This window comes from Streptomyces sp. NPDC093568 (assembly GCF_044764945.1).
Lineage (GTDB): Bacteria > Actinomycetota > Actinomycetes > Streptomycetales > Streptomycetaceae > Streptomyces.
The window spans coordinates 83,299-107,340 of record NZ_JBIWJD010000016.1 but is presented as its reverse complement, the minus strand read 5'-3'; the positions used below and the strand labels follow the sequence as shown (position 1 = coordinate 107,340).

Sequence of the window (24,042 nt, the reverse complement as noted above, 5' to 3'; positions counted from 1 at the left end):
CCTCCCCCGGAGCCCGTCCGGGGAGAACCAGGGAAGGTTCATGCTGAAAACACCGAGCGGCGGTGCCCGGCACGGCACCGCCGCCACGGACGGTCGGCTGATGAGCATCGGCACAGTGCTGAACGTGCTGCGCGAGGAGTTCCCTGACATCACCATCTCCAAGATCCGTTTCCTGGAGTCGGAGGGCCTTGTCGAGCCGCAGCGGACCCCCTCGGGGTATCGCAAGTTCAGCGCGCAGGACGTCGAGCGGCTCGGTCACGTCCTGCGGATGCAGCGGGACCACTATCTGCCGCTCAAGGTGATCCGGGAGCATCTGGACGCCATGGAGCGCGGCGAGGCGGCACCCCTGCCCGCCGTGTGCCGCCAGCGGGACGGAGAAACGGTCCTGGAGCCCGTGGAGGCACCCCCGGCACCCCGGATCGGTCGCGCCGAGCTGCTCGCCGCCGCCGAGATCGAGGAGCGCGAACTCGCTGAGTGGGAGTCGTACGGCCTGATCAGTGCGCTGCCGGACGGGGCGTACGAGGCGGAGGCGGTCACGGTGGCCTCGCTCGTGGTCGAGCTGGGGCGGTTCGGAATCGAGCCAAGGCACCTTCGGGTCATGAAGGCCGCCGCCGACCGTGAGGCCGGGCTCGTGGACCAGGTCGTGGCGCCGCTGAGGCGGCACCGCAACCCGCAGACGAGGGCTCATGCCGAGGCCCGCGCCAAGGAGCTGGCGGGGCTCACCGTGAAGCTGCACTCCGCGCTGGTGCAGACGGCTCTCGGGGTACGGCTGCCCTGAGCGTGGCATACCTCGGGGCGGCCGGATCGGCCACCCGTTCCGGGCCCGACTACCCAAACGTCCCGGGCACGGCCTAGGGTTGCTGTGTGAACGAGCTCGATGTCGTAGGTGTCCGGGTCGAAATGCCCTCCAACCAACCGATCGTGCTCCTGCGCGAAGTGGGAGGCGACCGCTACCTCCCCATCTGGATCGGGCCGGGGGAGGCGACGGCGATCGCCTTCGCCCAGCAGGGCATGGCCCCCGCGCGACCGCTGACCCACGACCTGTTCAAGGACGTGCTGGAGGCCGTCGGCCAGGAGCTCACCGAAGTACGCATCACGGACCTGCGTGAAGGCGTCTTCTACGCGGAGCTGGTCTTCGCCAGCGGCGTCGAGGTGAGCGCCCGCCCGTCCGATGCCATAGCGCTGGCCCTGCGCACCGGAACGCCGATCTACGGCAGCGACGGGGTGCTCGACGACGCCGGCATCGCGATTCCGGACGAGCAGGAGGACGAGGTGGAGAAGTTCCGCGAGTTCCTCGACCAGATCTCGCCGGAGGACTTCGGCACCAGCAGTCAGTGAGGCGGCGTGGGCGGTGCCGGGCGGGCTCGCTGTCCGTCGTGGTGCGGCCCACGGCCGGTTACGGCTCAAATGCCGGCATTTGCCAGCGGCGAGCGTGAGAGTCCTGAGGCCTGTCCCGAGGGCATTCGGCTAGCCTTTCCCCGCGGTGGGGTGCGGGAAACCACTCCTAGGGTGATTATCACTCGGCGTGCCGAGTGTGGCGATCGTTGACGCACCCCTGGTGACTGCCTACCGTCGAGAAGGCAGGTCAAGGACGGAGGTCGGCGTGAGAAGCAGCGGCGACGGTACGGCTGGGGGTCCCCTGGGACGCGGTTCCGGGGCGAGCGGTCCGTACCCTCCCCCAGGTTCTCAGCTGCGTTCGAGCAGGGGGTATCCCCAGCCCGGCAGCGCGGATCACGTCGTGCAGCGGCCGACGGTCGTGCCGAGCAGCGGCGGAGGGGCGGCGTCCATGGCGACCGAGGAGATCGGTTATCGCGGTCCGACGGCGTGTGCGGCCGCCGGTATCACGTACCGGCAACTGGACTACTGGGCGCGCACCGGTCTCGTCGAGCCGAGCGTGCGGCCCGCCTACGGGTCGGGGACGCAGCGGCTGTACAGCTTCCGCGACGTCGTCGTCCTGAAGATCGTCAAGCGCTTCCTCGACACCGGGGTGTCGCTCCAGAACATCCGCACCGCCGTGCAGCATCTGCGGGAGCGGGGTTTTCGTGATCTTGAGCGCATGACGCTGATGAGCGACGGCGCGACGGTGTACGAGTGCACCTCGCCGGACGAGGTGCACGCGCTGCTCCAGGGCGGGCAGGGGATCTTCGGCATCGCCGTGGGTGTGGTGTGGCGGGATGTCGAGAGCGCCCTGTCGCAGCTGCACGGGGAGCGGATCGACACCGGGGAGACGCTCATCGGTCACAACCCGACGGACGAGCTGGCTCGGCGGCGTAACCGGGCGGTCTGAGCGATGGCCGGTCCTTGACGCTCCGCTGCTCCCACGGGCGTGGCCGGGCAGGGCATTGTCAGTGGTGTGAGGCAGCATCAGAGGTGTGAGAAACGCGCCCACGATCCTGCATCTCGACATGGATGCCTTCTACGCCTCGGTGGAGCAGGCATCCAAGCCGAGCCTGCGCGGGAAAGCCGTCATCGTGGGCGGGCTCGGGCCGCGGGGAGTGGTCGCGACCGCCTCCTATGAGGCCCGGGTCTTCGGGGTGCACTCGGCGATGCCCATGGCGCAGGCGCGCCGGCTGGCGCCGAACGCCGCGTATCTCGTGCCGCGCTTCGGGATCTACCGCGACATCAGCGAGCTCGTGATGGGGCTGCTGCGCGAGCTGTCGCCGCTGGTGGAGCCGCTGAGCCTGGACGAGGCGTTCGTGGACCTGGAGGCCGGAGAAGCGGCCTGGGACGAAGCGTCGGCGCGGCTGGTGGGGGCGAAGCTGCGGGCCGACATACGGGCGGCCACCGGGCTCGCGGGGTCCGTGGGGCTTGCCGCGTCCAAGATGCTCGCGAAGATCGCCTCCGAGGAGGCCAAGCCCGACGGACTGGTGCTGATCGAGCCCGGGACCGAGCGGGCGATGCTCGGGCCGATGTCGGTGCGGACCCTGCCGGGGGTGGGGCCGGCGACCGGGGACCATCTGCGGCGGGCCGGGATCCACACGGTCGAGGAGATCGCCGAGGCGGGTGAGGACGAGCTCGTGCGGCTGCTGGGGAAGGCGCATGGGCACGCGCTGTACGCGATGGCCCTGGCGCACGACGAGCGGCCTGTGGTGGCCGAGCGGGAGACCAAGTCGGTGTCGGTCGAGGACACGTACGACGTGGACATTCACGACCGGGTCCGGGTGGGGCTGGAGGTGCAGCGACTGGCCGACCGCTGTGTACGGCGGTTGCGGGGGGCCGGACTGTCCGGGCGGACGATCGTGCTCAAGGTGCGGCGGTACGACTTCTCGACCTTGACGCGGTCGGAGACGCTGCGGGGGCCGACGGACGATCCGGCTGTGGTGCGCGAGGCTGCCGCGCGGCTCCTGGAATCCGTGGACACGACGGGTGGGGTGCGGCTGCTGGGAGTCGGGGTGAGCGGACTGGCCGACTACACGCAGGAGGACCTGTTCGCGCAGGCCGCGGGGGAGCGGGGGGAAGCGGCTGCGGGGGCCGCGGGCTCCGCGGCGGAGGACGGGGAGGAAGAGGCCGCGGCGGCGCGGGGGGAGACCGGGGTGAGTGAGCGGCGGTGGCATGCCGGGCACGACGTGCGGCATGTCGAGTACGGGCACGGGTGGGTGCAGGGGAGCGGGGTCGGGCGGGTGACCGTGCGGTTCGAGACGCCTGGGTCGGAGCCGGGGAGGGTGCGGACGTTTCGGGTCGATGATCCGGAGCTGGAGGCGGCGGAGCCGTTGCCGTTGGTGGCGGGGCCCGTGGGGCGGAGCGGGGCCGTCGGCGCTGGTGGGGCGTCGTCTGTGGCGCCTGGGTAGGGCGGAGCGGTGGGTGCTCGGGCGATCGGCGGCGGAGTTGTTCAGCGGCACCCAGCCCCCGCGCAGCCGGCCTACGGATGGCCCGCCTGGGTCAGGGGTGTGCGTGGGGGGTTTTCGGGCCGTTGTTGTCGGGGTCCTCGGTGGAGGCCAGGTTGCCGAAGTCCCGGTCGGGGGGTGGCGGCGGGGCCGTTACGTCGAGCCCGTAGTGGTGGTAGAGCTGGAGTTCCTGCTCGGGGGAGAGGTGGCGGCCCACTCCGAAGTCGGGGGCGTCCTTGATGAGGGCCCGGTCGAAGGGGATGTGGAGGGTGCCCTCGACCAGTTCGCTGGGCTCCAGGGGGACGAAGGCGTCCCGGGAGAAGAGGCCGGTGCGTATCGCCGCCCACTCCGGTACTCCGGTCGCGTCGTCGAGGTAGACCTCGTCGATGGTGCCGATCTTGGTGCCGTTGCGGTCGAAGGCCTTGCGGCCGATCAGGTTGCGCGGATCGATGTCGGTCTGCACGGGCCCTCCACTTGGTCGCAACTCATCCGTAAGCACTACGAAAAGGCACATTGGTGAGAGTGGCCACTCGAAGGTCGCCTCGTTGACCTCGCTGGTAGGCTTTTAGCGGCTGCTGACCCCGTGCGGGAGAGTCCTCCGGCGACATCGGAGGCGCCGAAGGAGCAAATCCTCCCCGGAATCTCTCAGGCTCACGTACCGCTCGGACGAGGTCACTCTGGAAAGCAGGGCGGGTGTCGACGGCTTCCGCTCTCACCGACGGTGAAAGCCGGGAACCCTTGTGGTGACCCGGTGAAGCTCTCAGGTTGAGATGACAGAGGGGGAGGCCGTCCGGGTACCCGCGCCGTGGTGCCCCTCGAAGGTCGCGTCAGACCAGGAGGCCTCCGCAATGACCGCCCACCGCATTCCGCTCTCCGAGCTCGAACAGGGGATCCCGTTCGAGCAGCGTCATATCGGTCCTGACCACGAGGCTCGGGCCAAGATGCTCGCCCAGGTCGGCTACGGCTCCCTGGACGACCTCACCGCGGCCGCCGTGCCGGACGTGATCAAGAACGCCGACTCGCTCGACCTGCCGGGAGCGCGCACCGAGCCCGAGGTGCTGGCCGAGCTGCGCTCGCTCGCGGACCGCAACCAGGTGCTGGACTCGATGATCGGCCTCGGGTACTACGGGACCTTCACCCCGCCGGTCATCCTGCGGAACGTCATGGAGAACCCGGCCTGGTACACCGCCTACACGCCGTACCAGCCGGAGATCTCGCAGGGGCGCCTCGAAGCCCTGCTGAACTTCCAGACCATGGTCGCCGACCTGACCGGGCTGCCGACCTCCGGTGCCTCGCTGCTCGACGAGGGGACGGCCGCGGCCGAGGCCATGGCGCTGTCCCGGCGCATGGGCCGGAACAAGAAGGGCCTCTTCCTGGTCGACGCGGATGTGCTGCCGCAGACCATCGCCGTGATCGAGACCCGTGCCGAGCCCACCGGCGTGGAGATCGTCGTCGCCGACCTCAGCGGCGGGATCCCGGCCGACCTCGCCTCGCGTGAGATCACCGGCGTGCTCCTCCAGTACCCCGGCGCCTCCGGTGTCGTACGGGACATCAAGCCCGTCATCGAGCAGGCCCACGAGCTGGGTGCCCTCGTCACCGTCGCCGCCGATCTGCTCGCGCTGACGCTGCTGAAGTCGCCGGGTGAGCTCGGGGCGGACATCGCGGTCGGGACGACCCAGCGCTTCGGTGTGCCGATGGGCTTCGGCGGTCCGCACGCCGGCTACATGGCCGTACACGAGAAGTTCGCGCGCAGCCTGCCCGGGCGGCTCGTGGGTGTGTCCCAGGACGCCGACGGGAACAAGGCGTACCGGCTCGCCCTCCAGACCCGTGAGCAGCACATCCGGCGGGAGAAGGCGACCAGCAACATCTGCACCGCCCAGGTGCTGCTCGCCGTGATGGCCGGGATGTACGCCGTCTACCACGGGCCCGAGGGGCTCAAGAGCATCGCTCGGCGGACCCACCGTTACGCCTCGATCCTCGCCGCGGGCCTCACGGCCGGTGGGGTCGAGGTCGTGCACGGCTCCTACTTCGACACGCTGACCGTGCGCGTGCCCGGAAAGGCCGCCGAGGTCGTCGACGCCGCCCGGCAGAACGGCGTCAACCTGCGCCTCGTCGACGCCGACCACGTCTCCGTCGCCTTTGACGAGACCACCGCACGGGCCCAGGTGGGCGCGGTGTGGACGGCGTTCGGGGTCGAGGGGGACATCGAGGCGCTGGACACGGCGACCGAGGAGGCCGTCCCGGACGCGCTGCTGCGCACCGACGACTACCTCACGCACCCCGTCTTCCACCAGCACCGCTCCGAGACGGCGATGCTGCGCTACCTGCGCCGGCTGGCCGACCGTGACTACGCGCTCGACCGCGGCATGATCCCGCTGGGCTCCTGCACGATGAAGCTCAACGCCACCACCGAGATGGAGCCGGTCACCTGGCCGGAGTTCGGGCAGCTGCACCCCTTCGCGCCCGCCGAGCAGGCCCAGGGCTATCTGACGCTCATCCGTGAGCTGGAGGAACGTCTCGCCGAGGTCACCGGCTACGACAAGGTGTCGCTCCAGCCGAACGCCGGGTCGCAGGGCGAGCTGGCCGGACTGCTCGCCGTGCGCGGGTACCACCGGGCCAACGGGGACGAGCAGCGGACCGTCTGTCTGATCCCGTCCTCCGCGCACGGCACGAACGCCGCCAGCGCCGTCATGGCCGGCATGAAGGTCGTCGTCGTGAAGACCGCCGAGGACGGCGAGATCGACGTCGAGGACCTGCGGGCGAAGATCGAGCAGTACCGGGACGAGCTGTCCGTGCTGATGATCACGTACCCGTCGACGCACGGTGTGTTCGAGGAGCACGTCGCCGACATCTGCGCGCAGGTCCACGAGGCCGGTGGCCAGGTGTACGTGGACGGCGCGAACCTCAACGCGCTGGTGGGACTGGCCAAGCCGGGGCACTTCGGCGGCGACGTCTCGCACCTGAACCTGCACAAGACCTTCTGCATCCCGCACGGCGGCGGCGGTCCGGGCGTCGGCCCGGTCGGTGTGCGCGCCCACCTCGCGCCGTACCTGCCCAACCACCCGCTGCAGCCTGCGGCCGGGCCGGAGACGGGCGTCGGCCCGATCTCGGCCGCGCCGTGGGGTTCCGCGGGGATCCTGCCCATCTCGTGGGCGTACGTCCGCCTCATGGGCGGCGAGGGGCTGAAGCGGGCCACGCAGGTGGCCGTGCTGTCCGCCAACTACGTCGCCAAGCGGCTCGAGCCGCACTACCCCGTGCTCTACACCGGGCCCGGCGGGCTCGTCGCGCACGAGTGCATCATCGACCTGCGTCCGCTGACCAAGGCGACCGGCGTGAGTGTCGACGACGTGGCCAAGCGGCTCATCGACTACGGCTTCCACGCGCCGACGATGTCGTTCCCGGTGGCCGGCACGCTGATGATCGAGCCGACCGAGTCCGAGGACCTGAACGAACTCGACCGGTTCTGCGACGCGATGATCGCCATCCGTGCGGAGATCGAGAAGGTCGGGTCGGGCGACTGGCCGGCCGAGGACAACCCGCTGCGCAACGCCCCGCACACCGCCGGCGCGCTCGGCGGGGAGTGGGAGCACGCCTACAGCCGTGAGGAGGCCGTGTTCCCGGCCGGAGTGTCGGCCGCCGAGAAGTACTGGCCGCCGGTGCGCCGTATCGACCAGGCCTTCGGTGACCGGAACCTGGTGTGCTCCTGCCCGCCGCTGGACGCCTACGACGACTGAGATCCGGTCGGTCTGTGACTGAGGGGCTCCGCTTCGGCCGTACGTGGCCGGGGCGGAGCCCTTCGGTTTCCTGGGGTTTCCCGCTGTAGAAGCGGGTCGGCGGATCAGAAGAGCCCCGACGCCCTGAGCACCGCCCGCGCCTGCGTGTCGTCGATCTCGTGTCGCAGGCGTTCCAGTACGTCGATGCCCTCGCGCAGCGTCCCGCCGGCCCGTGAGCGGCGTACCCCGGTGTCGAACTCGTGCCACAGCAGGGGGTTGGCGACAAGGATGCGCGGGTCCAGTTCCAGGCGGCGGCCGTCCGTGTCGCACAGGGTCAGGTGAGTGGAGACGTCGCCGTACTGGCGTACGGTCACCAGGGCGTCCGTGCGTACGGCCTGATGGCGTACGAGACCGCGTACCGCGAGCCAGCCGGGGCCGGCGGTCACCCGCTGGGGAAGCAGGATCGTGAAGAGCAGGGCGGTCATGACCAGCCACAGCATGGTGCGCGGCGCTGTCAGGGTGTGCGCGTCCCAGTCGACCACCAGGGTCATGGCGAAGAACGTCAGAGCACAGCCGGTGGCGAACCGGGCGCTGTCGCGCCAGTGGCGGTCACCGGTCGGGGCCGGGCGCGGTCTGCTTCCGTCCACAGTGCAGACGGTAGGGGGCGGTGGCGCCCGCGCGAACTCCGCTGACGGTGCTCTGACGCCTTACGGCTCATCGTTGACGCGATTCTGATGGCCGCGGCCGGTTCAGCCCGTGTGCACGCGCGGCCGGCGATCCCGGTCCGGCTCGGCCTCGCGCAGCACCTCGCGGGTGACCGGGGCTACCTCGCCCTGGCCGAAGAGGAAGAAGCGCAGGAAGTTGGCGAACGGGGTGCCCTCGGTCCACTCGAAGTAGATGTGCGGGATGCAGCCGGTCGTGTCGCGCACGTGCAGGAGCAGGGCGGCCAGGGCGTTGGGGATGGAGGAGGACTCCAGGGTGAGGACGCGGTAGCGGTTGTGCATGACCTGGCCGCGTACGGCCAGCCCGGCCTCGAACTCCGAGGGGTCGGTGACCGTCACCTCCACGAAGACGAAGTCCTCCTGCTCCGGCAGGTCGTTGTCGTGGCGGATCTGCTCGATCTTGTCGCGGTACTCGGCCTTGTCCCGGCTGTCGGGCTCGTTCGCGATGAACCGGATCTTCCGGCTCGCGATGTCCCTGATGAATCGTTCCGCCATGTCGTCGAGCGTCACGCTGGTGACGCGGAGCTCGAAGGCACGCAGCAGCCGCGAGAGCAGGGAGACGAGGATGATGCCGGCGATGAAGCAGGCGCCGATCTTCACACCGTCGGGGCGCTCGATGACATTCACGACGGTCGTGTAGAGGAAGACGGCCGAGATGACCGCGAACCCGATGAACCACTTGCGCTGGCCGGCCTCGCGGGCGGCGATGGTCACGGCGATCGCGGCGGAGCTGATGAGCACCAGGACGCCGGTGGCGTACGCGCCGCCCTGCGCGTCGACACTGGCGTCGAAGATCCAGGTGACCAGGAACGCGACCAGGGTGAAGACGATGACCATCGGACGCACCGCGCGCGCCCAGTGCGGGGCCATGCCGTAGCGCGGCAGATAGCGGGGCATCAGGTTGAGCAGCCCGGCCATGGCCGAGGCGCCGGCGAACCACAGGATGGCGATCGTGGAGACGTCGTAGACCGTGCCGAAGGCGTTGCCGAGGTACTCGTGCGCGAGGAAGGCGAGGGCACGGCCGTTGGCCTCGCCGCCCGGCTCGAAATCCTTCTCGGGGATCAGCAGGGTGGTGATGAAGCTCGTCGTGATCAGGAAGCAGCTCATGATCACGGCAGCGGTGGTGAGCAGCTTCTTGGTGTCCCGGATCCGCCCCTTGGGGTTCTCCTCGGTCTCGCCCGGGTCGCCCTTGACGTGCGGCATCACCGCGACGCCGGTCTCGAAGCCGGACAGGCCGAGCGCGAGCTTGGGGAAGACGATCAGGGCCACGCCGATCATGACGAAGACGTTGCCGTGCTCGGCGGTCAGGGCGTTGGACCAGTCGGTGACGACGTGGCCCTCGGTGACGACGTGGTAGAGGCCGGAGACCACGACGACGGCGTTGAGCGCGAGGTAGATGCCCACCAGGACGACCGCGACGCCGATGGCCTCCAGGAAGCCCTTGAGGAACACCGCTCCCAGCAGCGCCACCAGGATCAGGGTGATCACCATCTGCTTGTCGTGCAGGGCGCTTTCCAGGTGCGGGTTCTCGACCAGGTGGGTCGAGGCGTCGGCCGCCGAGAGCGTGATGGTGATCAGGAAGTCCGTGGCCGCGAAGCCCAGCAGGGTCAGGACGAACAGCTTGCCCTTCCAGAAGGTCAGCAGCCGCTCCAGCATCGCGATCGAGCCCTGACCGTGCGGGCTCTCCTCGGCCACCCGGCGGTAGACGGGCAGGGCGCCCGCCAGGGTGACGATCACGAGCACGATCGTGGCGATCGGGGAGAGCAGGCCGGCCGCGAGGGCCGCGATGCCCGGCTGGTAGCCGAGGGTCGAGAAGTAGTCGACGCCCGTGAGGCACATGACCCGGTACCAGGGCTGCCCCTCGTCCACGGGCGCCTTCTCGGCCTGCGGAGCCTTGGAGCCGTGGCCCTTGCCCATGTCGGACAGACCCTCCAGCATCCAGGCGCGCAAGCGACTGGGAGGAGGGTGTTCGGTCGTGGCCATCGGCGTGCTCCTGATGTGCGGGTCGGCAAGCGAATCCGGCCATCACGCGGACGGCGGCACCAGCGTAAGCAGAGAGTTACGTGTGGGCCCACGGATCGAGGGGCGGTGGGCGTCAAGCTTCCGTTAAGACTGGCCATGTCTGTGTTGGTCGCCTGTAAAGACGTGGGCTTTGGGGTGTGTGCGGCAGGGATTGGGCTGTATGGGGGAGGGGGTGGTGGGGCTGAGGGGGGATACTCAGCGTTATTGACGGTGACGTCGATGGTTCGCCCCGGGGAGACGGTGGGGGATGTGGCTGGGTGGTCTCCACGCGCTCGTATTGGCCTTCGCGGGCATCGATGTCGTCACCGCGGTCAACGTCCAGCATCTGGAGTCCCTCAAGGACGTGATCGAGAAGATCACCGGGTGCCGCAGCACGAGACGGTGCCCGACGAGGTCGTACGCCGGGCCACGCTGGTCGAGTTCCTCGACATCCCGCCCGAGGGGCTGCATGCGTTCGGCGGGGCGTCGGAGACCCGTCCATGACGTCTTGGCCTCTGAGCCGGCCACCGGGGTCACCGTGCTGATCCCGGAGGCGGAACCGGAGCAGCTGTGGCAGCGGCTTCTGCAGAACCAGCGGGGCGCGGTCGTCGCGCATGCCGTGCGCAAGGAGACGGAGGCGGTGATCTGCCGGTTGCGGTTCCGCTTGTTCTGACCCCGGCGCGCCTGCGACCTGCGGTGATCGGGTCGCCGTAAGAGAACCGTCAAGGGTGCGCGGCGGGCCGTATGGGAGCCGTCAACGGCGCTCGAATCCGGCCACCAAGGCTGTTTCCTCGAGTCGTTCCTGTCCGACCGAACCTCACTCCAGGAGTCCACGGTGGCCGATCTGGCCTTCGTCGTCATCACGATCGCGTGCTTCGCGCTGGTGGCTCTCGTTGCCAAGGGGGTGACCAAGCTGTGACCGCCGAGAACATCGTCGGCCTCGTCGTGGCCGTCGCCCTGCTGGGCTATCTCGTCCTCGCCCTGATCTTCCCGGAGAGGTTCTGAGGCAAGACATGGGTCCCGTACTCGCCGGCGTGCTCCAACTGCTCGCCCTGATCGCAGCCCTCGCGCTCGCCTACGTCCCGCTTGGCAACTACATGGCCAAGGTCTACTCCTCCGACAAGCACTGGCGGGTCGAGAAGTGGATCTACAAGGGCATCGGTGCCAACCCCGACACCGAGATGCGCTGGCCGGTGTACCTGCGCGGCGTCCTCGCCTTCTCGGCCGTAGGCGTCCTCTTCCTCTACCTGCTCCAGCGTCTGCAGGGCGTGCTGCCCGGTTCGCTCGGCTTCTCCGCGATCGACCCGGACCAGGCGTTCAACACCGCCGTGTCGTTCGTGACCAACACCAACTGGCAGTCGTACTACGGCGAGCAGGCCATGGGCCACGTCGTGCAGACCGCCGGTCTGGCCGTGCAGAACTTCGTCTCCGCGGCCGTCGGCATCGCCGTCGCCGTCGCGCTCGTGCGCGGGTTCGCGCGCTCGCGCACCGGTGAGCTGGGCAACTTCTGGGCCGACCTGGTGCGCGGCACCGTCCGCATCCTGGTCCCGATCGCGGCCGTCGCCGCGGTTGTCCTCGTCGCCTGCGGCGCCATCCAGAACTTCTCCGGCATCCACGAGGTCGGCCAGTTCATGGGCGGGCAGCAGCAGTGGAACGGCGGCGCGGTCGCCTCGCAGGAGGCCATCAAGGAGCTGGGCACCAACGGTGGCGGCTACTTCAACGCCAACAGCGCCCACCCCTTCGAGAACCCCACCCCGTTCTCCAACCTCTTCGAGATCTTCCTGATCCTCGTCATCCCCTTTGCGCTGACCCGCACCTTCGGCCTCATGGTCGGCTCGGTCAAGCAGGGCTACGCGATCCTCGCGACGATGGCCACGATCTGGCTCGGCTTCACGGCCCTGATGATGTGGACCGAATTCGCCCACCACGGACCGGCGTTCGACATCGCGGGCGGGGCGTACGAGGGCAAGGAGGTCCGCTTCGGCGTGGGCGCCTCGTCGATCTTCGCGACGGCGACCACGCTCACCTCGACCGGTGCGGTGGACTCCTTCCACTCGTCCTTCACGGGCCTCGGCGGCGGCGTCACCATGCTCGGCATGATGCTGGGCGAAATCGCGCCCGGTGGTACCGGCTCCGGTCTCTACGGCATGCTGATCATGGCGATCATCGCGGTGTTCATCGCCGGTCTGATGGTCGGCCGCACCCCCGAGTACCTGGGCAAGAAGATCGGCTCCCGCGAGATCAAGCTGTCCGCCTGCTACATCCTGATCACCCCGGCCCTGGTGCTCGTCTTCACCGCCTTCGCGATGGCGCTGCCCACCCCGGCGAACTCCATGACCAACAGCGGGGCGCACGGGTTCTCCGAGATCCTGTACGCCTACACGTCCGCGTCCAACAACAACGGCTCGGCCTTCGCCGGTCTGAACGCGGACACGCAGTGGTTCAACAGCACGCTCGGCCTGTGCATGTTGTTCGGCCGTTTCCTGCCGATGGTGTTCGTGCTGGCCCTGGCCGGCTCGCTCGCCGAGCAGAAGCCGGTCCCGGAGACTGCGGGCACCCTGCGGACCGACAAGCCGCTGTACGCCGGCTTGCTCGTCGGAACGATCATCATCATCACCGGTCTGACGTACTTCCCGGCCCTCGCGCTGGGTCCGCTGGCCGAGGGGCTGGCGTGATGACCACCCGTATAGAGAAGCACGAGGACTCCATGTCCACCGCCACCCCGACTCGGGCGCCGCACAGCGACGTACCCACCGGGCACAAGTCCCCCGAGGGCCGTGTCGGCGCGGGCCTCTTCGACCCGAAGCAACTGCTCAAGTCGCTGCCGGAGGCGTTCCGCAAGCTCGACCCGCGGGTGATGGTCAAGTCCCCGGTGATGTTCGTGGTGTGGATCGGCTCCCTCCTGACCACCGCCTTCTCCTTCAAGGACCCGGGCGACTGGTTCGGCTGGACCATCAGCGTCTGGCTGTGGCTGACCGTGATCTTCGCCAACCTGGCGGAGGCCGTCGCGGAGGGCCGCGGCAAGGCGCAGGCCGACACCCTGCGCAAGGCCAAGACCGACACCGTGGCGCGCAAGGTCGACGGAACTGTGGTCGCCGGCACCGATTTGCGCATCGGTGACCTGGTCGTCTGCGAGGCCGGCGACAACATCCCCGGGGACGGCGACGTCGTCGAGGGTGTCGCGTCCGTCGACGAGTCGGCGATCACCGGTGAGTCGGCCCCCGTCATCCGGGAGTCCGGCGGCGACCGTTCGGCCGTCACCGGTGGCACGAAGGTCCTCTCCGACCGGATCGTCATCAAGATCACGACGAAGCCCGGCGAGACCTTCATCGACCGGATGATCAACCTCGTCGAGGGCGCGGCCCGGCAGAAGACGCCGAACGAGATCGCGCTGAACATCCTGCTGGCCTCCCTGACGATCGTCTTCCTGCTGGCCTGCGCCACGCTGCCGCCGCCGGCGGACTACGCGGGCACGCACCTGACGATGGTCGTGCTGGTCGCCCTGCTGGTCTGTCTGATCCCGACCACGATCGGCGCGCTGCTCTCCGCGATCGGCATCGCCGGCATGGACCGGCTGGTCCAGCGCAACGTGCTGGCCATGTCGGGCCGTGCGGTCGAGGCCGCCGGAGACGTCTCCACGCTGCTGCTCGACAAGACCGGCACCATCACGCTCGGCAACCGCAAGGCCGCCGAGCTCGTCCCGGTCAACGGTGTCACTGAGGCCCAGGTCGCGGACGCCGCCCAGCTCTCCTCGCTGGCCGACGAGACACCGGAGGGCCGCTCGGTCGTCGTACTGGCGAAGGAGAAGTACGGGCTGCGCGAGCGCGAGTTGGCCGGTGCCGAGTGGATCGCCTTCACCGCCCAGACCCGGATGTCGGGTGTGGACGTCGACGGGCGGAAGATCCGTAAGGGCGCGGCCGGATCGGTCATCGCCTGGGTGCGGGAGCAGGGCGGCGCCATCGCCGACGACGCGGACACGATCGCCAACCGGATCTCCGAGGCGGGCGGCACGCCGCTGCTGGTCGCGGTCGAGGACGCCGACGGAGCCAGGGTGCTGGGCGTCATCCACCTCAAGGACGTCGTCAAGGACGGCATGCGGGAGCGGTTCGAGGAACTGCGCCGCATGGGCATCAAGACCGTCATGATCACGGGCGACAACCCGCTGACCGCCAAGGCGATCGCCGACGAGGCGGGCGTCGACGACTTCCTCGCGGAGGCCACTCCCGAGGACAAGATGGCGCTCATCAAGCGGGAGCAGGCCGGCGGCAAGCTGGTCGCGATGACCGGTGACGGCACGAACGACGCACCCGCGCTCGCCCAGGCGGACGTCGGCGTGGCGATGAACACCGGCACGTCGGCCGCCAAGGAGGCCGGCAACATGGTCGACCTCGACTCCAACCCGACCAAGCTCATCGAGATCGTCGAGATCGGCAAGCAACTCCTCATCACCCGGGGCGCGTTGACGACGTTCTCCATCGCCAACGACGTCGCGAAGTACTTCGCGATCATCCCGGCGCTGTTCGCGGCGGTCTACCCGGGCCTGGACAAGCTCAACATCATGGGCCTGTCCTCGCCGGACTCCGCGATCCTGTCCGCGGTCATCTTCAACGCGCTGATCATCATCGCGCTGGTGCCGCTGTCCCTGAAGGGCGTGCAGTACCGGCCGGTGAGCGCGGATCGCATGCTGCGCCGGAACCTGACCGTCTACGGTCTCGGCGGCCTGGTCGCGCCCTTCGTCGGCATCAAGATCATCGACCTGCTCATCTCCCTCATCCCCGGGATCGGCTGACCGCCATGAACAACTCCGTATCGAACACAGCCCGGTTGCTCGGGGCGGGCCTGCGGGCGCTGCTGGTGCTGACCCTGCTCACCGGCGTGATCTATCCGCTGGCCGTCACGGGCGTGGCCCAGGCGCTGTTCCGCAACAGGGCGAACGGCTCCGAGATCAAGTACGACGGCAAGGTCGTCGGCTCCTCGCTGATCGGCCAACAGGGCTACAGCCTCAAGTACTTCCAGTCCCGTCCGGCGAACGGAATGGGCGAGAACTCGGTCAACACCCAGTACAAGCTGATCCTTTCCGGCGCCACGAACCGCTCCGGCGACAACCCCGAACTCATCAAGTGGGTGAAGGAGGCACAGGCGAAGGTCGTCAAGGACAACTCCGTGCCCGGCTACACCGTCAGGCCTTCCCAGGTCCCCGCCGACGCGGTCACCTCCTCCGGCTCCGCCCTGGACCCGGACATCTCTCCCCAGTACGCCGAGATCCAGGTGCACCGGGTCGCCGAGCGTAACGGCCTGTCCGTCGCGCGGGTGGAGCGGCTCGTCAAGGACCACACCGAGAGCCGCACCCTCGGCTTCATCGGCGAGCCACGCGTGAACGTCCTGGAACTCAACATCGCGCTCAAGGGCCTTGTGGCCAAGGGCTGATGGGGTTACGCGAAACGTACGGGAGCCGTCGGTCGGAGACATCCGATCCGCCGGCTCCCGCAGCCGTGAAGAAAGGCGCACACCTATGACCCGGGTGCTGGTGGTGGAGGACGACCCGCAGCTGGTGCGGGCCCTCGTGATCAACATGCAGGCACGCAAGTACGGCGTGGACGCGGCGCCCGACGGCGCCACCGCGCTCAGACTCGCGGCCGCACGCCAGCCGGACGTGGTGATGCTCGACCTCGGCCTACCCGACATGGACGGCGTCGACGTCATCAAGGCGCTGCGCGGCTGGACCCGGGTACCGATCCTGGTGCTGTCGGCGCGCCGGACGTCCGACGAGAAGGTCGTCGCCCTCGACGCGGGAGCCGACGACTACGTCACCAAGCCGTTCAGCATGGACGAGCTGATGGCCCGGCTGCGGGCCTGCGTCCACCGTACCGAGGACACCCCGCTCGGCCCCGAGACGACGCTCGTGGAGACGGCCGACTTGTCCTTCGTCCGGTACCGCCTCCTCCGCCAGATCCCGGGTGTCCAGGCGCAGGCGCCAGGCGTTGCGGCGGTGCACGGCTGCCAGGTCCGTCTCCAGCGGGGACGGGGGTATCGCCAGGACCGGGCAGCCGGCGTGAGTGAGGCAGTAGCGGGTCACCGAGCGGTGGCAGGCGCGGTGCCAGGGGCTGCGCCGGTCCGCGCCGACGACCAGGACGTCGTCCTCGCGGTCTGCGACCTCGACCAGGGCCGGCCCGGGGGTGCCACGCGCCAGCAGGGGATACATCCACACCCCGGGCCCTGTCTCGCCGAACATGTCCTTCAGGACCCCGACGAGCCGCTCACGGGCCATGCGCTGCCACTCGTCGGCCGCCAGGCCCGCGGCCGGACCCCGCCGCGCGGCGAGGTCCCCGCCCGGCGGCTGCCAGGCCGGCACGGGCCACAGCTCGGCGTCGCGGCGCCGGGCTTCTTCCGCGGCCCGGGACAGAGCGGTGAGGCTCCCCAGGGAGCCGCTCATGCCCACCACGACCCGTGCGGCCGCACGGCCGTCGGAACCAGACGTGAATCCTGAATCCACCGTTCTCCGCGGTTCTTCGTGCTGTGCGGTTCTTCGCGCACACCCGCGCGCGGTTCTCGCGGGCCGCGCCGCCCGACACCCGCCGGGCGGGCCCTCGAAGGGCCGCTTCCACCACACCCCCGCCACCGGCCCGCAGCCGGCCTCAACGGCTCTTCTCGGCGCACCTCTGACGGCGTTCGCGGGGGGCTGCCGGGCCCGGCGTCAGCATCGCGTCAACCACCGGCCGATCCCCGTCAGCATCGCGTCATGGACGGTCCGGAACCCGGGGTCACCGGGCATAGCGTCAGTTGCAAGCCCCGGTCCGCCTCCCCGCGTCCGGGGCGTCAAGCAACCCGTCCGACGTACGTCGGATCCACCGGAGGCCCCCCATGGCAGACATCCTGTACGACGAAGACCCGGAGCCCTCTGAACGGTTCCCGGCCGGCCCTCTGTACGTTCCGGTCCGGTCGGGTCAGGCCGCCTGTGCGGCCCGCCTCTTTCGTACACCCATCGGTGACCGTACGGCCGTAGGGTTCACCTCCCGGCGGAAACTGACCGCGACCCTCGGCCCCGACCAGCCCTGGATCCGGCTCGCCGAGCCCGCCCTGCGCTCGCTGACCGCACCACTAGGAGTCACCACCGTCACGGTGGACCCCCAGTTCTGCGCGCCGGCCCCGACCGCGACCACCCCGTCCGCCCGGGAAGAGGTCGTGCACTCCGGTCCCCGATTCCGTGAGAGCGCCTGGGACCCCCAGGCCGTAGGAGCCCTGCGCGTGACCGGCGCCGCCGCGCTGATCTCCGCGCTGACCATGTGGATCGGCTGAGGGCGAGCGCACCATGACCACCATTCACGAACCCGCGGTGACCACCGCCTCCGACGTCCTCTCGGTGTGGCCGGCCTCCGCCGTCGAGCCCCGCGAGGGCGAGATCACCGTCGGCGGTGTGCCGCTCGCCGAGGTCGCCGCCCGCTTCGGCACGCCCGTCTACGTCATCGACGAGGACGAGATCCGAGAGCGCTGCCGCACCTACAGGCACGCCTTCCCCGAGGCCGAGGTCCTCTACGCGGCCAAGGCGTTCCTGTGCCGGGCGATGATCCACTGGGTGGACGAGGAGGGCCTCGGCCTCGACGTCTGCTCGGCCGGTGAGCTGGAGCTGGCCGTCACCACCGGCTTCCCGCCGGAGAAGATCGTGCTGCACGGCAACGCGAAGTCCCCGCGCGACCTGGAGACCGCCCTGCGCCTCGGCGTCGGCCGGATCGTCATCGACAGCCCTTCCGAAATCGCCCGGCTGGCCGCGGCGGTCGGACCCGACGGCCACCAGAAGGTCATGGTCCGCGTGGTGCCCGGCATCAGCGCCGGCGGCCACGAGAAGATCCGTACCGGCACCGAGGAGCAGAAGTTCGGCCTGTCCATCAGGGACGGATACGCCCAGCACGCCATCGCCCGGATACTGGACCAACCGCGGCTCGAACTGACCGGCCTGCACTGCCACCTGGGCTCGCAGATCACCAGCGTCAAGCCGTATCTGTCCGCCGTACGACGGATGGTCGGCCTCATGGCCCGGCTGCACGAGCAGCACGGTCTGGTCCTGCGCGAACTCGACCTCGGCGGCGGCCACGGCATCGCCTACCGCCCCGGCGAACCCGCCCTCGACCTCACCACGCTGGCCCGCAAGGTGCGCGCGGAACTGGCCGACGCATGCGCGGCTTCCGGGATCGACGTGCCCCGTCTCATCATCGAGCCGGGCCGTGCCATCGCCGGGCCGGCCGGGATCGCGCTCTACCACGTCCTCGCCGTCAAGCGGACCGGCGCGCACACCTACGTCGCCGTGGACGGCGGCATGAGCGACAACCCCCGGCCCGCGCTCTACGGCGTGCGCTACGCACCCCGGCTGGTGGGCCGCCACAGCACCGCCGCCCCGGCCCCGGTGACCGTCGTGGGCCGCCACTGCGAGGCGGGCGACGTCCTCGCCGCCGACGTCGAACTCCCCGACGACATCCGCCCCGGCGATCTGCTCGCCGTCCCGGCGGCCGGCGCCTACCACCTGTCCATGGCCTCCGGCTACAACATGGTGGGCCGCCCGCCGGTGGTCGCCGTGGACGACGGCCGGGCCCGGCTCCTGGTCCGACGCGAGTCCCTGGAGGACATCCGCAGCCGCGACGTCGGCCTCTGAGGCCTGGCGGAACCTCGGATTTAAGCTCCGTAAGGTTCGCCAGCCCTGCCGAATGTTTCGCTCCGGCGCATCAGAAAGAGAAGGTGGTGTCAGATTCGCGGCGTCCAAGGGGTTGCCACCGCTTGGACGCCGTCTCTAGGGTGCGGCAGCAACGAAGCTTTCTGGATCTCATCCGAAACTTTCGAAGCACCGGACGGTGACCATGGACGCGCCGTCCCGTACCCAAGGAGCGCATGATGGGCGACCCGGGACTGTCCCGCCGCGGATTCCTGGCGGCCTCCGCCGCGGCCGGTGTGGGAATGACGGCACTGAGCGCCTGCGGCGGCGACTCGGGCGGAGGGTCCTCGGGCGGCACGACCACCATCGAGTGGTGGAACATCTCCACCACCGAACCGACCAAGAGTGTCTGGGCGGCGCTGGCCAAGAAGTTCGAGGCCCAGAACCCCAAGGTCAAGGTGAAGATCGTCCAGATGGAGAACGACGCCTACAAGTCCAAGATGACGGCGCTGATCGCCTCCGGGAAGCTGCCGGACATCTTCCACACCTGGGGCGGCGGCGTCCTCAAGCAGCAGGTCGACGCCGGGCTCGTCGAGGATCTCACCGACCGCACCAAGGACTTCGCCGACGGCCTGCTGCCGGTGGCGAAGGAGCCGTATCTCCTCGACGAGAAGGTGTACGGCATACCGTTCGACATCGGCATGATCGGCTTCTGGTACAACAAGGCGCTCTTCAAGGACGCGGGGATCGGCGAGCCGCCGGCCACCTGGAGCGGCTTCCTCGACGCCGTACGGAAGTTGAAGGCGAAGGGCATCACGCCGCTGGCCCTCGCCGGCAAGGAGAAGTGGCCCGGCATGTACTACTGGGCCTACCTCGCCATGCGCACCGCGGGCGCCTCCGCGGTGCAGAAGGCCTACGACGACAAGGACTTCACCGGCGATCCCTTCGTGCAGGCCGGACAGCACCTCCAGGAGCTCGTCGACCTCCAGCCGTTCCAGAAGGGCTTCCTCGGCGCCGCCTACTCCAGCCCCACCGGTCAGGCCGCGACCGTCGGCAACGGCAAGGCCGCCATGGAACTCATGGGCCAGTGGGCCCCGGTCGTCCAGGCCGACGCCGGCAAGGGACTCGGCGACGACCTCGGGTTCTTCCCGTTCCCCGCGGTGGAGGGCGGCAAGGGCACGATCACCGAGGTGTTCGGCGGGGGCGGCGGACACGCCCTGCGCAGCGGGGCCCCGCAGGCCGCCGTCGACTTCCTGAAGTTCTTCGCCTCCGAGGCGACGGACGTGGAGCTGGTCAAGAAGACCGGCGCCCTCCCGGTCGTCCCGGCCGCCGAGAGCGCGATCAGCGACCCCAACATCAAGGCCGTACAGGCCCAGTTGAAGGCCGCCACCGGCTTCCAGCTCTATCTCGACCAGGCGTACGCGCCCGCCGTCGGCCAGGAGGTCAACGACAGCGTCGGAGCGCTCATCGCCGGATCCAAGTCCCCGCAGCAGGTCGCCGAGTCGATCACGAAGACCGCGAAGGAAGAGCAGTAGCCGGCGATGACCTCCACGTTCCTGCCGGACAAGCGCACCGGCCCCGGCGTCGAAGTCCCGCCCCCACAGCCCGACGCGGCCCGGGGGCGGGCCAGGCGGCGCGTCCTGAACTGGCTCACCGCCGTCGGCTTCCAGGTGCCCGCCCTGGTGCTGTTCCTCGTGCTGGTACTGCTGCCGATGCTGTTCGCGCTGTACGCGGCCTTCTTCCGATGGGGCGGCTTCGGCATGCCGTCCGACTACATCGGCACCGACAACTTCACCCGTCTCTTCGACGACCCCGTCTTCCTCGGCGACCTGTGGCGCTGTCTGGTCCTGGTCGTGCTGTCGCTGGCGATCCAGCTGCCGTTCGCGCTCGCCATGGCCGTACTGCTCAACCAGCGGCTGCGCGGCCGGGCGTTCTACCGGATGCTGTTCTTCGGGCCGTACGTCCTGTCCGAGGCGATCACCGGTGTCCTGTTCGGCATGATCTTCGCCCCCGACGACGGCTTCGCCGACCAGGTCCTGGGCCGCATCGGCCTCGACGGCCTGGGCGGTGAGTGGTTCGCCGACCAGTCCACCGTCATGGCAACCCTCTTCCTGGTCATGATGTGGAAGTACTTCGGCTTCCACATGATGCTCTACCTGGCCGGACTCCAGGCCATCCCCCGGGAGTTGACGGAGGCCGCGCTGATCGACGGCGCGAACGCCTGGCAGCGCTTTCGCAGCGTCACCCTGCCGCTGCTCGGGCCCACTCTGCGGATCAGTGTGTTCCTGTCCGTCATCGGGTCGATCCAGCTCTTCGACCTGGTCTGGGTGACCACCGCCGGCGGCCCCGACCATCACTCCGAGACCATGGCCGTGACCATGTTCCAGTACGGCTTCAAGCGCTACCAGGTCGGCTACGCCAGCGCGATCAGCGTGGTCATGTTCGGCATCAGCCTCGTCTTCGCCCTCGCCTACCAGCGGTTCGTGCTCCGCCGCGATCTCCAGGGAGCCACCACGACAATGCGGGGAGGCGTCAAGTGACGGTCAGGTCCGGCAGGAGGAACGGCAGGAACCTGTCGCTGCACGTGATCCTCGTGGTGGTCGGCGCGGTGATGGTCGTACCGCTGCTGTACGCCGTGCTGTCCGGCTTCAAGTCCACCGACGAGCTCTCCCGCAACCCGGTCGGGCTGCCGGAGTCCTGGGTGACCGGCAACTACACGGACATCATCGGCTCGGGGGACTTCTGGCGGCTGATCGGCAACAGCACACTGATCGCGGTCGGTACGACCGTGCTGGTCGTCGCCGTCTCCGCGCTCTCGGCGTTCTCCTTCGCGCGCTTCGCCTTCCGCGGGCGGGAGGGCCTGTTCACCCTGTTCACCATGGGGCTGATGTTCCCCTTCGCGGTGGCGGCCCTGCCGCTGTTCCTGCTGCTGCGCTCCATGGGCCTGCTGGACAACCCGCTCGGCGTGATCCTTCCGCAGGCCGCCTTCGGACTGCCGATGACCATCATCATCCTGCGCGGCTTCTTCCGGCAGATCCCGGGCGAGTTGGAGGAGGCGGCCACGCTCGACGGGTGCAGCTCGTTCGGGTTCTTCTGGCGGGTGCTGCTGCCCATGGCGCGGCCCGCGCTGGGCACCGTCTCGGTGCTCGCCGTCGTCACCAGCTGGAACAACTTCTTCCTGCCGCTGCTGGTGTTCACCGACTCCACGTGGTGGACCATCCCCATCGGCGTCCAGCAGTTCCAGGGCCAGTACTCCGCCGACTACGCCCGTGTCTTCGCCTACCTGGTCCTCGCCATGGTCCCCGCGCTCGCCTTCTACTCGGTCGCCGAGCGCCAGCTCGTCGGCGGCCTCACCGCCGGCGCGACCAAGGGATGACGCGCGCGGGCGGACGTACGGCTCACCCACACATCCGAGAAACGTGAGGAGTCGCACCATGCGCAAGAACCGGCTCAGACTCGTCGGCGCCCTCGCGGCCGCCCTGGTCGCCGTCACCGTCCCGGCCGCCCAGGCCCATGACGACACAGCCACCTTGGCCGAGCTCGCCCAGCGCCACGGCCGCTACTTCGGCAGCGCGACCGACAACCCCGAGCTGACCGACGAGCCGTACAAGGCGCTCCTCGGCAGCGAGTTCGACCAGATCACCCCCGGCAACGGCATGAAGTGGTACGCCACCGAGCCCGAGCAGGGCGTGTTCGACTTCTCCCAGGGCGACGAGATCGTCGACCTCGCCCGCGCCCACCACCAGAAGGTGCGCGGCCACACCCTCGTCTGGCACAGCCAGTTGCCCGACTGGCTCACCGGCCGCGAGTGGACGGCGGCCGAGCTGCGGGCCGTACTGAAGAAGCACATCCAGACGGAGGTGCGGCACTACCGCGGCAAGATCTACGCCTGGGACGTCGTCAACGAGGCGTTCAACGAGGACGGCACGTACCGCGAGACGGTCTTCTACAAGACCCTCGGCCCCGGCTACATCGCCGACGCCCTGCGCTGGGCACACCAGGCCGACCCGCGCGCCAAGCTGTACCTCAACGACTACAACGTCGAGGCGACCGGCCCGAAGAGCGACGCCTACTACCGGCTGGCCAAGGAGCTGAAGGCCAAGGGCGTCCCGCTGCACGGCTTCGGGCTCCAGACCCATCTGGCGCTCCAGTACGGCTATCCGGCCACGCTGGAGGACAACCTCCGCCGCTTTGCCCGCCTCGGCCTCGACACGGCGCTGACCGAGGTCGACGTACGGATGCAGCTTCCCGCGACCGAGGAGAAGCTGGCCCAGCAGGCCGACTGGTACCGGCAGATGACCGAGGCGTGCCTCGCGGTGCGCCGATGCGTGGGGATCACGGTCTGGGACTACACGGACAAGTACTCCTGGATCCCGGCGTTCTTCCCGGGCGAGGGCGCGGCACTGCCGTGGGACGAGGAACTGCGGCCCAAGCCGGCGTACTTCGCACTGCGCGAGGCGCTGAGGTAGGCCACCGTCGGCCGTGTGGCCCGGGCGTCGGTACGAGGGTCGCCCGGGACGCACGGCGCACTACGGTGGGTGAGCGATCCCGGACACACGTGGGGGCCGGCTCGCAGTGAGAGTCTGCGACCGGCCCCTGGAGTACTCCGGGCGTCCGTCGTGCCGCCCGGTGGTGCAGGGCCCCCGGCGTGGTCCGCCGTGCGGCGCTACGCGGCGGTCATCACCTTGCCGGTGCCCAGCGGACGGTGCGGGGCGATGATCTGGCCGTCGGGCAGGAGCTCACCGGTGTCCTCGAAGAGCAGAACGCCGTTGCACAGCAGGCTCCATCCCTGCTCCGGGTGGTGCGCCATGAGGCGGGCGGATTCCCGGTCGGCGGAGTCGGCTGACGGGCACGGTGGCTGGTGCTGGCACATGGATGGGATCTTTCGCTCTGTCGTGACGTGCGAGATGGCTGTGGTGTCTGTCTTGCGGCGTGAAGCTTCGTTCATGGCCGCCCCCCGTTGTGATAAGTCGGTCGGAACCCAGTGTTGCCCCACGGGCGTCAATCCGCAGGGATTTCGCGGCACCGCTTTCTCACAGGTTGATGACGCATCACCCGCGCGGACGGTTCATCCCAACTCCACTGTCACTTTGGATGGTTCGGCGTGGTCGGATGGGGCTAGTCCGTGCGGGCCAGGAGCC

At 69.4% G+C, this 24,042-nt stretch carries 20 protein-coding genes, 3 pseudogenes and 1 riboswitch; of the genes and pseudogenes, 18 read left to right on the top strand and 5 right to left on the bottom strand.

What is annotated here, in order from left to right; genetic code table 11:
• The first annotated feature begins 40 nt into the window (after positions 1–40).
• The 4 genes from ACIRD7_RS38950 (at position 41) to ACIRD7_RS38935 (ending at position 3,788) form a co-directional block, all read left to right on the top strand.
• Positions 41–778: a MerR family transcriptional regulator gene (locus ACIRD7_RS38950; RefSeq protein WP_403460726.1), complete on the top strand. Its 738-nt coding sequence runs from the start codon at positions 41–43 to the stop codon at positions 776–778.
• An 86-nt stretch (positions 779–864) separates the two neighbouring features.
• Positions 865–1,338 carry a bifunctional nuclease family protein gene (locus ACIRD7_RS38945; protein ID WP_004002801.1) on the top strand — a complete coding sequence of 158 codons (474 nt, stop codon included), beginning with the start codon at positions 865–867 and terminating at the stop codon, positions 1,336–1,338.
• A gap of 265 nt (positions 1,339–1,603) precedes the next feature.
• On the top strand, positions 1,604–2,287 hold the full coding sequence (locus tag ACIRD7_RS38940) for a MerR family transcriptional regulator (protein ID WP_403460724.1): 684 nt from the start codon (positions 1,604–1,606) through the stop codon (positions 2,285–2,287).
• Positions 2,288–2,372: 85 nt separating this feature from the next.
• Positions 2,373–3,788, top strand: a complete 1,416-nt coding sequence (locus tag ACIRD7_RS38935) for a DNA polymerase IV (RefSeq protein ID WP_403460723.1) — start codon at positions 2,373–2,375, stop codon at positions 3,786–3,788.
• A gap of 91 nt (positions 3,789–3,879) precedes the next feature.
• Here the strand turns inward: ACIRD7_RS38935 and ACIRD7_RS38930 are convergent, their stop codons facing one another.
• The gene (locus tag ACIRD7_RS38930; RefSeq protein ID WP_403460722.1) at positions 3,880–4,287 is read right to left on the bottom strand and encodes a PRC-barrel domain-containing protein; all 408 of its coding nucleotides are present in this window, start codon (positions 4,285–4,287) and stop codon (positions 3,880–3,882) included.
• 113 nt (positions 4,288–4,400) lie between these two features.
• A riboswitch (glycine riboswitch) is annotated at positions 4,401–4,495 on the top strand.
• 177 nt (positions 4,496–4,672) lie between these two features.
• Here ACIRD7_RS38930 and gcvP point away from each other — a divergent pair.
• Positions 4,673–7,558 carry an aminomethyl-transferring glycine dehydrogenase gene (gene gcvP / locus ACIRD7_RS38925; protein ID WP_403460721.1) on the top strand — a complete coding sequence of 962 codons (2,886 nt, stop codon included), beginning with the start codon at positions 4,673–4,675 and terminating at the stop codon, positions 7,556–7,558.
• A gap of 104 nt (positions 7,559–7,662) precedes the next feature.
• Here the strand turns inward: gcvP and ACIRD7_RS38920 are convergent, their stop codons facing one another.
• Both ACIRD7_RS38920 and ACIRD7_RS38915 read right to left on the bottom strand, forming a co-directional pair.
• The gene (locus tag ACIRD7_RS38920) at positions 7,663–8,184 is read right to left on the bottom strand and encodes a hypothetical protein (protein ID WP_403460720.1); all 522 of its coding nucleotides are present in this window, start codon (positions 8,182–8,184) and stop codon (positions 7,663–7,665) included.
• Positions 8,185–8,286: 102 nt separating this feature from the next.
• Positions 8,287–10,242 (bottom strand): amino acid transporter, encoded by a 1,956-nt coding sequence (locus tag ACIRD7_RS38915; RefSeq protein ID WP_403460719.1) that lies wholly within the window; start codon positions 10,240–10,242, stop codon positions 8,287–8,289.
• 313 nt (positions 10,243–10,555) lie between these two features.
• Between ACIRD7_RS38915 and ACIRD7_RS38910 the strand changes: the two are divergent.
• The 7 genes and pseudogenes from ACIRD7_RS38910 to ACIRD7_RS38880 form a co-directional block, all read left to right on the top strand.
• Positions 10,556–10,728 (top strand): annotated as a pseudogene (locus tag ACIRD7_RS38910) (sensor histidine kinase KdpD); the annotation flags it as partial.
• A gap of 40 nt (positions 10,729–10,768) precedes the next feature.
• Positions 10,769–10,933: a hypothetical protein gene (locus ACIRD7_RS38905; RefSeq protein WP_403460737.1), complete on the top strand. Its 165-nt coding sequence runs from the start codon at positions 10,769–10,771 to the stop codon at positions 10,931–10,933.
• A gap of 242 nt (positions 10,934–11,175) precedes the next feature.
• Positions 11,176–11,265 (top strand): K(+)-transporting ATPase subunit F, encoded by a 90-nt coding sequence (kdpF, locus tag ACIRD7_RS38900; RefSeq protein ID WP_016434100.1) that lies wholly within the window; start codon positions 11,176–11,178, stop codon positions 11,263–11,265.
• An 8-nt stretch (positions 11,266–11,273) separates the two neighbouring features.
• The gene (gene kdpA, locus ACIRD7_RS38895; protein ID WP_403460718.1) at positions 11,274–12,935 is read left to right on the top strand and encodes a potassium-transporting ATPase subunit KdpA; all 1,662 of its coding nucleotides are present in this window, start codon (positions 11,274–11,276) and stop codon (positions 12,933–12,935) included.
• Positions 12,935–15,049 carry a potassium-transporting ATPase subunit KdpB gene (gene kdpB, locus ACIRD7_RS38890; RefSeq protein ID WP_403460716.1) on the top strand — a complete coding sequence of 705 codons (2,115 nt, stop codon included), beginning with the start codon at positions 12,935–12,937 and terminating at the stop codon, positions 15,047–15,049. Before kdpA ends, kdpB begins: the two co-directional genes overlap by 1 nt.
• A 5-nt stretch (positions 15,050–15,054) precedes the next feature.
• A complete protein-coding gene (locus tag ACIRD7_RS38885; protein ID WP_403460715.1) occupies positions 15,055–15,687 on the top strand; it encodes a potassium-transporting ATPase subunit C in 633 nt (210 codons plus the stop codon).
• Between the two features lie 85 nt (positions 15,688–15,772).
• Positions 15,773–16,183 (top strand): annotated as a pseudogene (locus ACIRD7_RS38880) (response regulator); the annotation flags it as partial.
• Between the two features lie 162 nt (positions 16,184–16,345).
• Here ACIRD7_RS38880 and ACIRD7_RS38875 read toward each other — a convergent pair.
• Positions 16,346–16,693: pseudogene (locus ACIRD7_RS38875) on the bottom strand (universal stress protein); the annotation flags it as partial.
• 428 nt (positions 16,694–17,121) lie between these two features.
• Here ACIRD7_RS38875 and ACIRD7_RS38870 point away from each other — a divergent pair.
• From ACIRD7_RS38870 to ACIRD7_RS38845, 6 genes are all read left to right on the top strand, one after another.
• Positions 17,122–17,556 carry an SAV_915 family protein gene (locus ACIRD7_RS38870; protein ID WP_403460714.1) on the top strand — a complete coding sequence of 145 codons (435 nt, stop codon included), beginning with the start codon at positions 17,122–17,124 and terminating at the stop codon, positions 17,554–17,556.
• 13 nt (positions 17,557–17,569) lie between these two features.
• The gene (lysA, locus tag ACIRD7_RS38865) at positions 17,570–18,904 is read left to right on the top strand and encodes a diaminopimelate decarboxylase (protein ID WP_403460713.1); all 1,335 of its coding nucleotides are present in this window, start codon (positions 17,570–17,572) and stop codon (positions 18,902–18,904) included.
• Positions 18,905–19,140: 236 nt separating this feature from the next.
• Positions 19,141–20,436 carry an extracellular solute-binding protein gene (locus ACIRD7_RS38860; protein ID WP_403460711.1) on the top strand — a complete coding sequence of 432 codons (1,296 nt, stop codon included), beginning with the start codon at positions 19,141–19,143 and terminating at the stop codon, positions 20,434–20,436.
• A gap of 6 nt (positions 20,437–20,442) precedes the next feature.
• Complete coding sequence (locus ACIRD7_RS38855; protein WP_403460709.1) at positions 20,443–21,441, top strand: carbohydrate ABC transporter permease; 999 nt, start codon at positions 20,443–20,445, stop codon at positions 21,439–21,441.
• Positions 21,438–22,277, top strand: coding sequence for a carbohydrate ABC transporter permease (locus tag ACIRD7_RS38850; RefSeq protein WP_403460708.1), 840 nt, complete (start codon positions 21,438–21,440; stop codon positions 22,275–22,277). Before ACIRD7_RS38855 ends, ACIRD7_RS38850 begins: the two co-directional genes overlap by 4 nt.
• A gap of 58 nt (positions 22,278–22,335) precedes the next feature.
• On the top strand, positions 22,336–23,370 hold the full coding sequence (locus tag ACIRD7_RS38845) for an endo-1,4-beta-xylanase (protein ID WP_403460707.1): 1,035 nt from the start codon (positions 22,336–22,338) through the stop codon (positions 23,368–23,370).
• 197 nt (positions 23,371–23,567) lie between these two features.
• Here ACIRD7_RS38845 and ACIRD7_RS38840 read toward each other — a convergent pair whose 3' ends face one another.
• Positions 23,568–23,774 carry a DUF5999 family protein gene (locus tag ACIRD7_RS38840; RefSeq protein WP_403460706.1) on the bottom strand — a complete coding sequence of 69 codons (207 nt, stop codon included), beginning with the start codon at positions 23,772–23,774 and terminating at the stop codon, positions 23,568–23,570.
• Positions 23,775–24,042 lie beyond the last annotated feature (268 nt).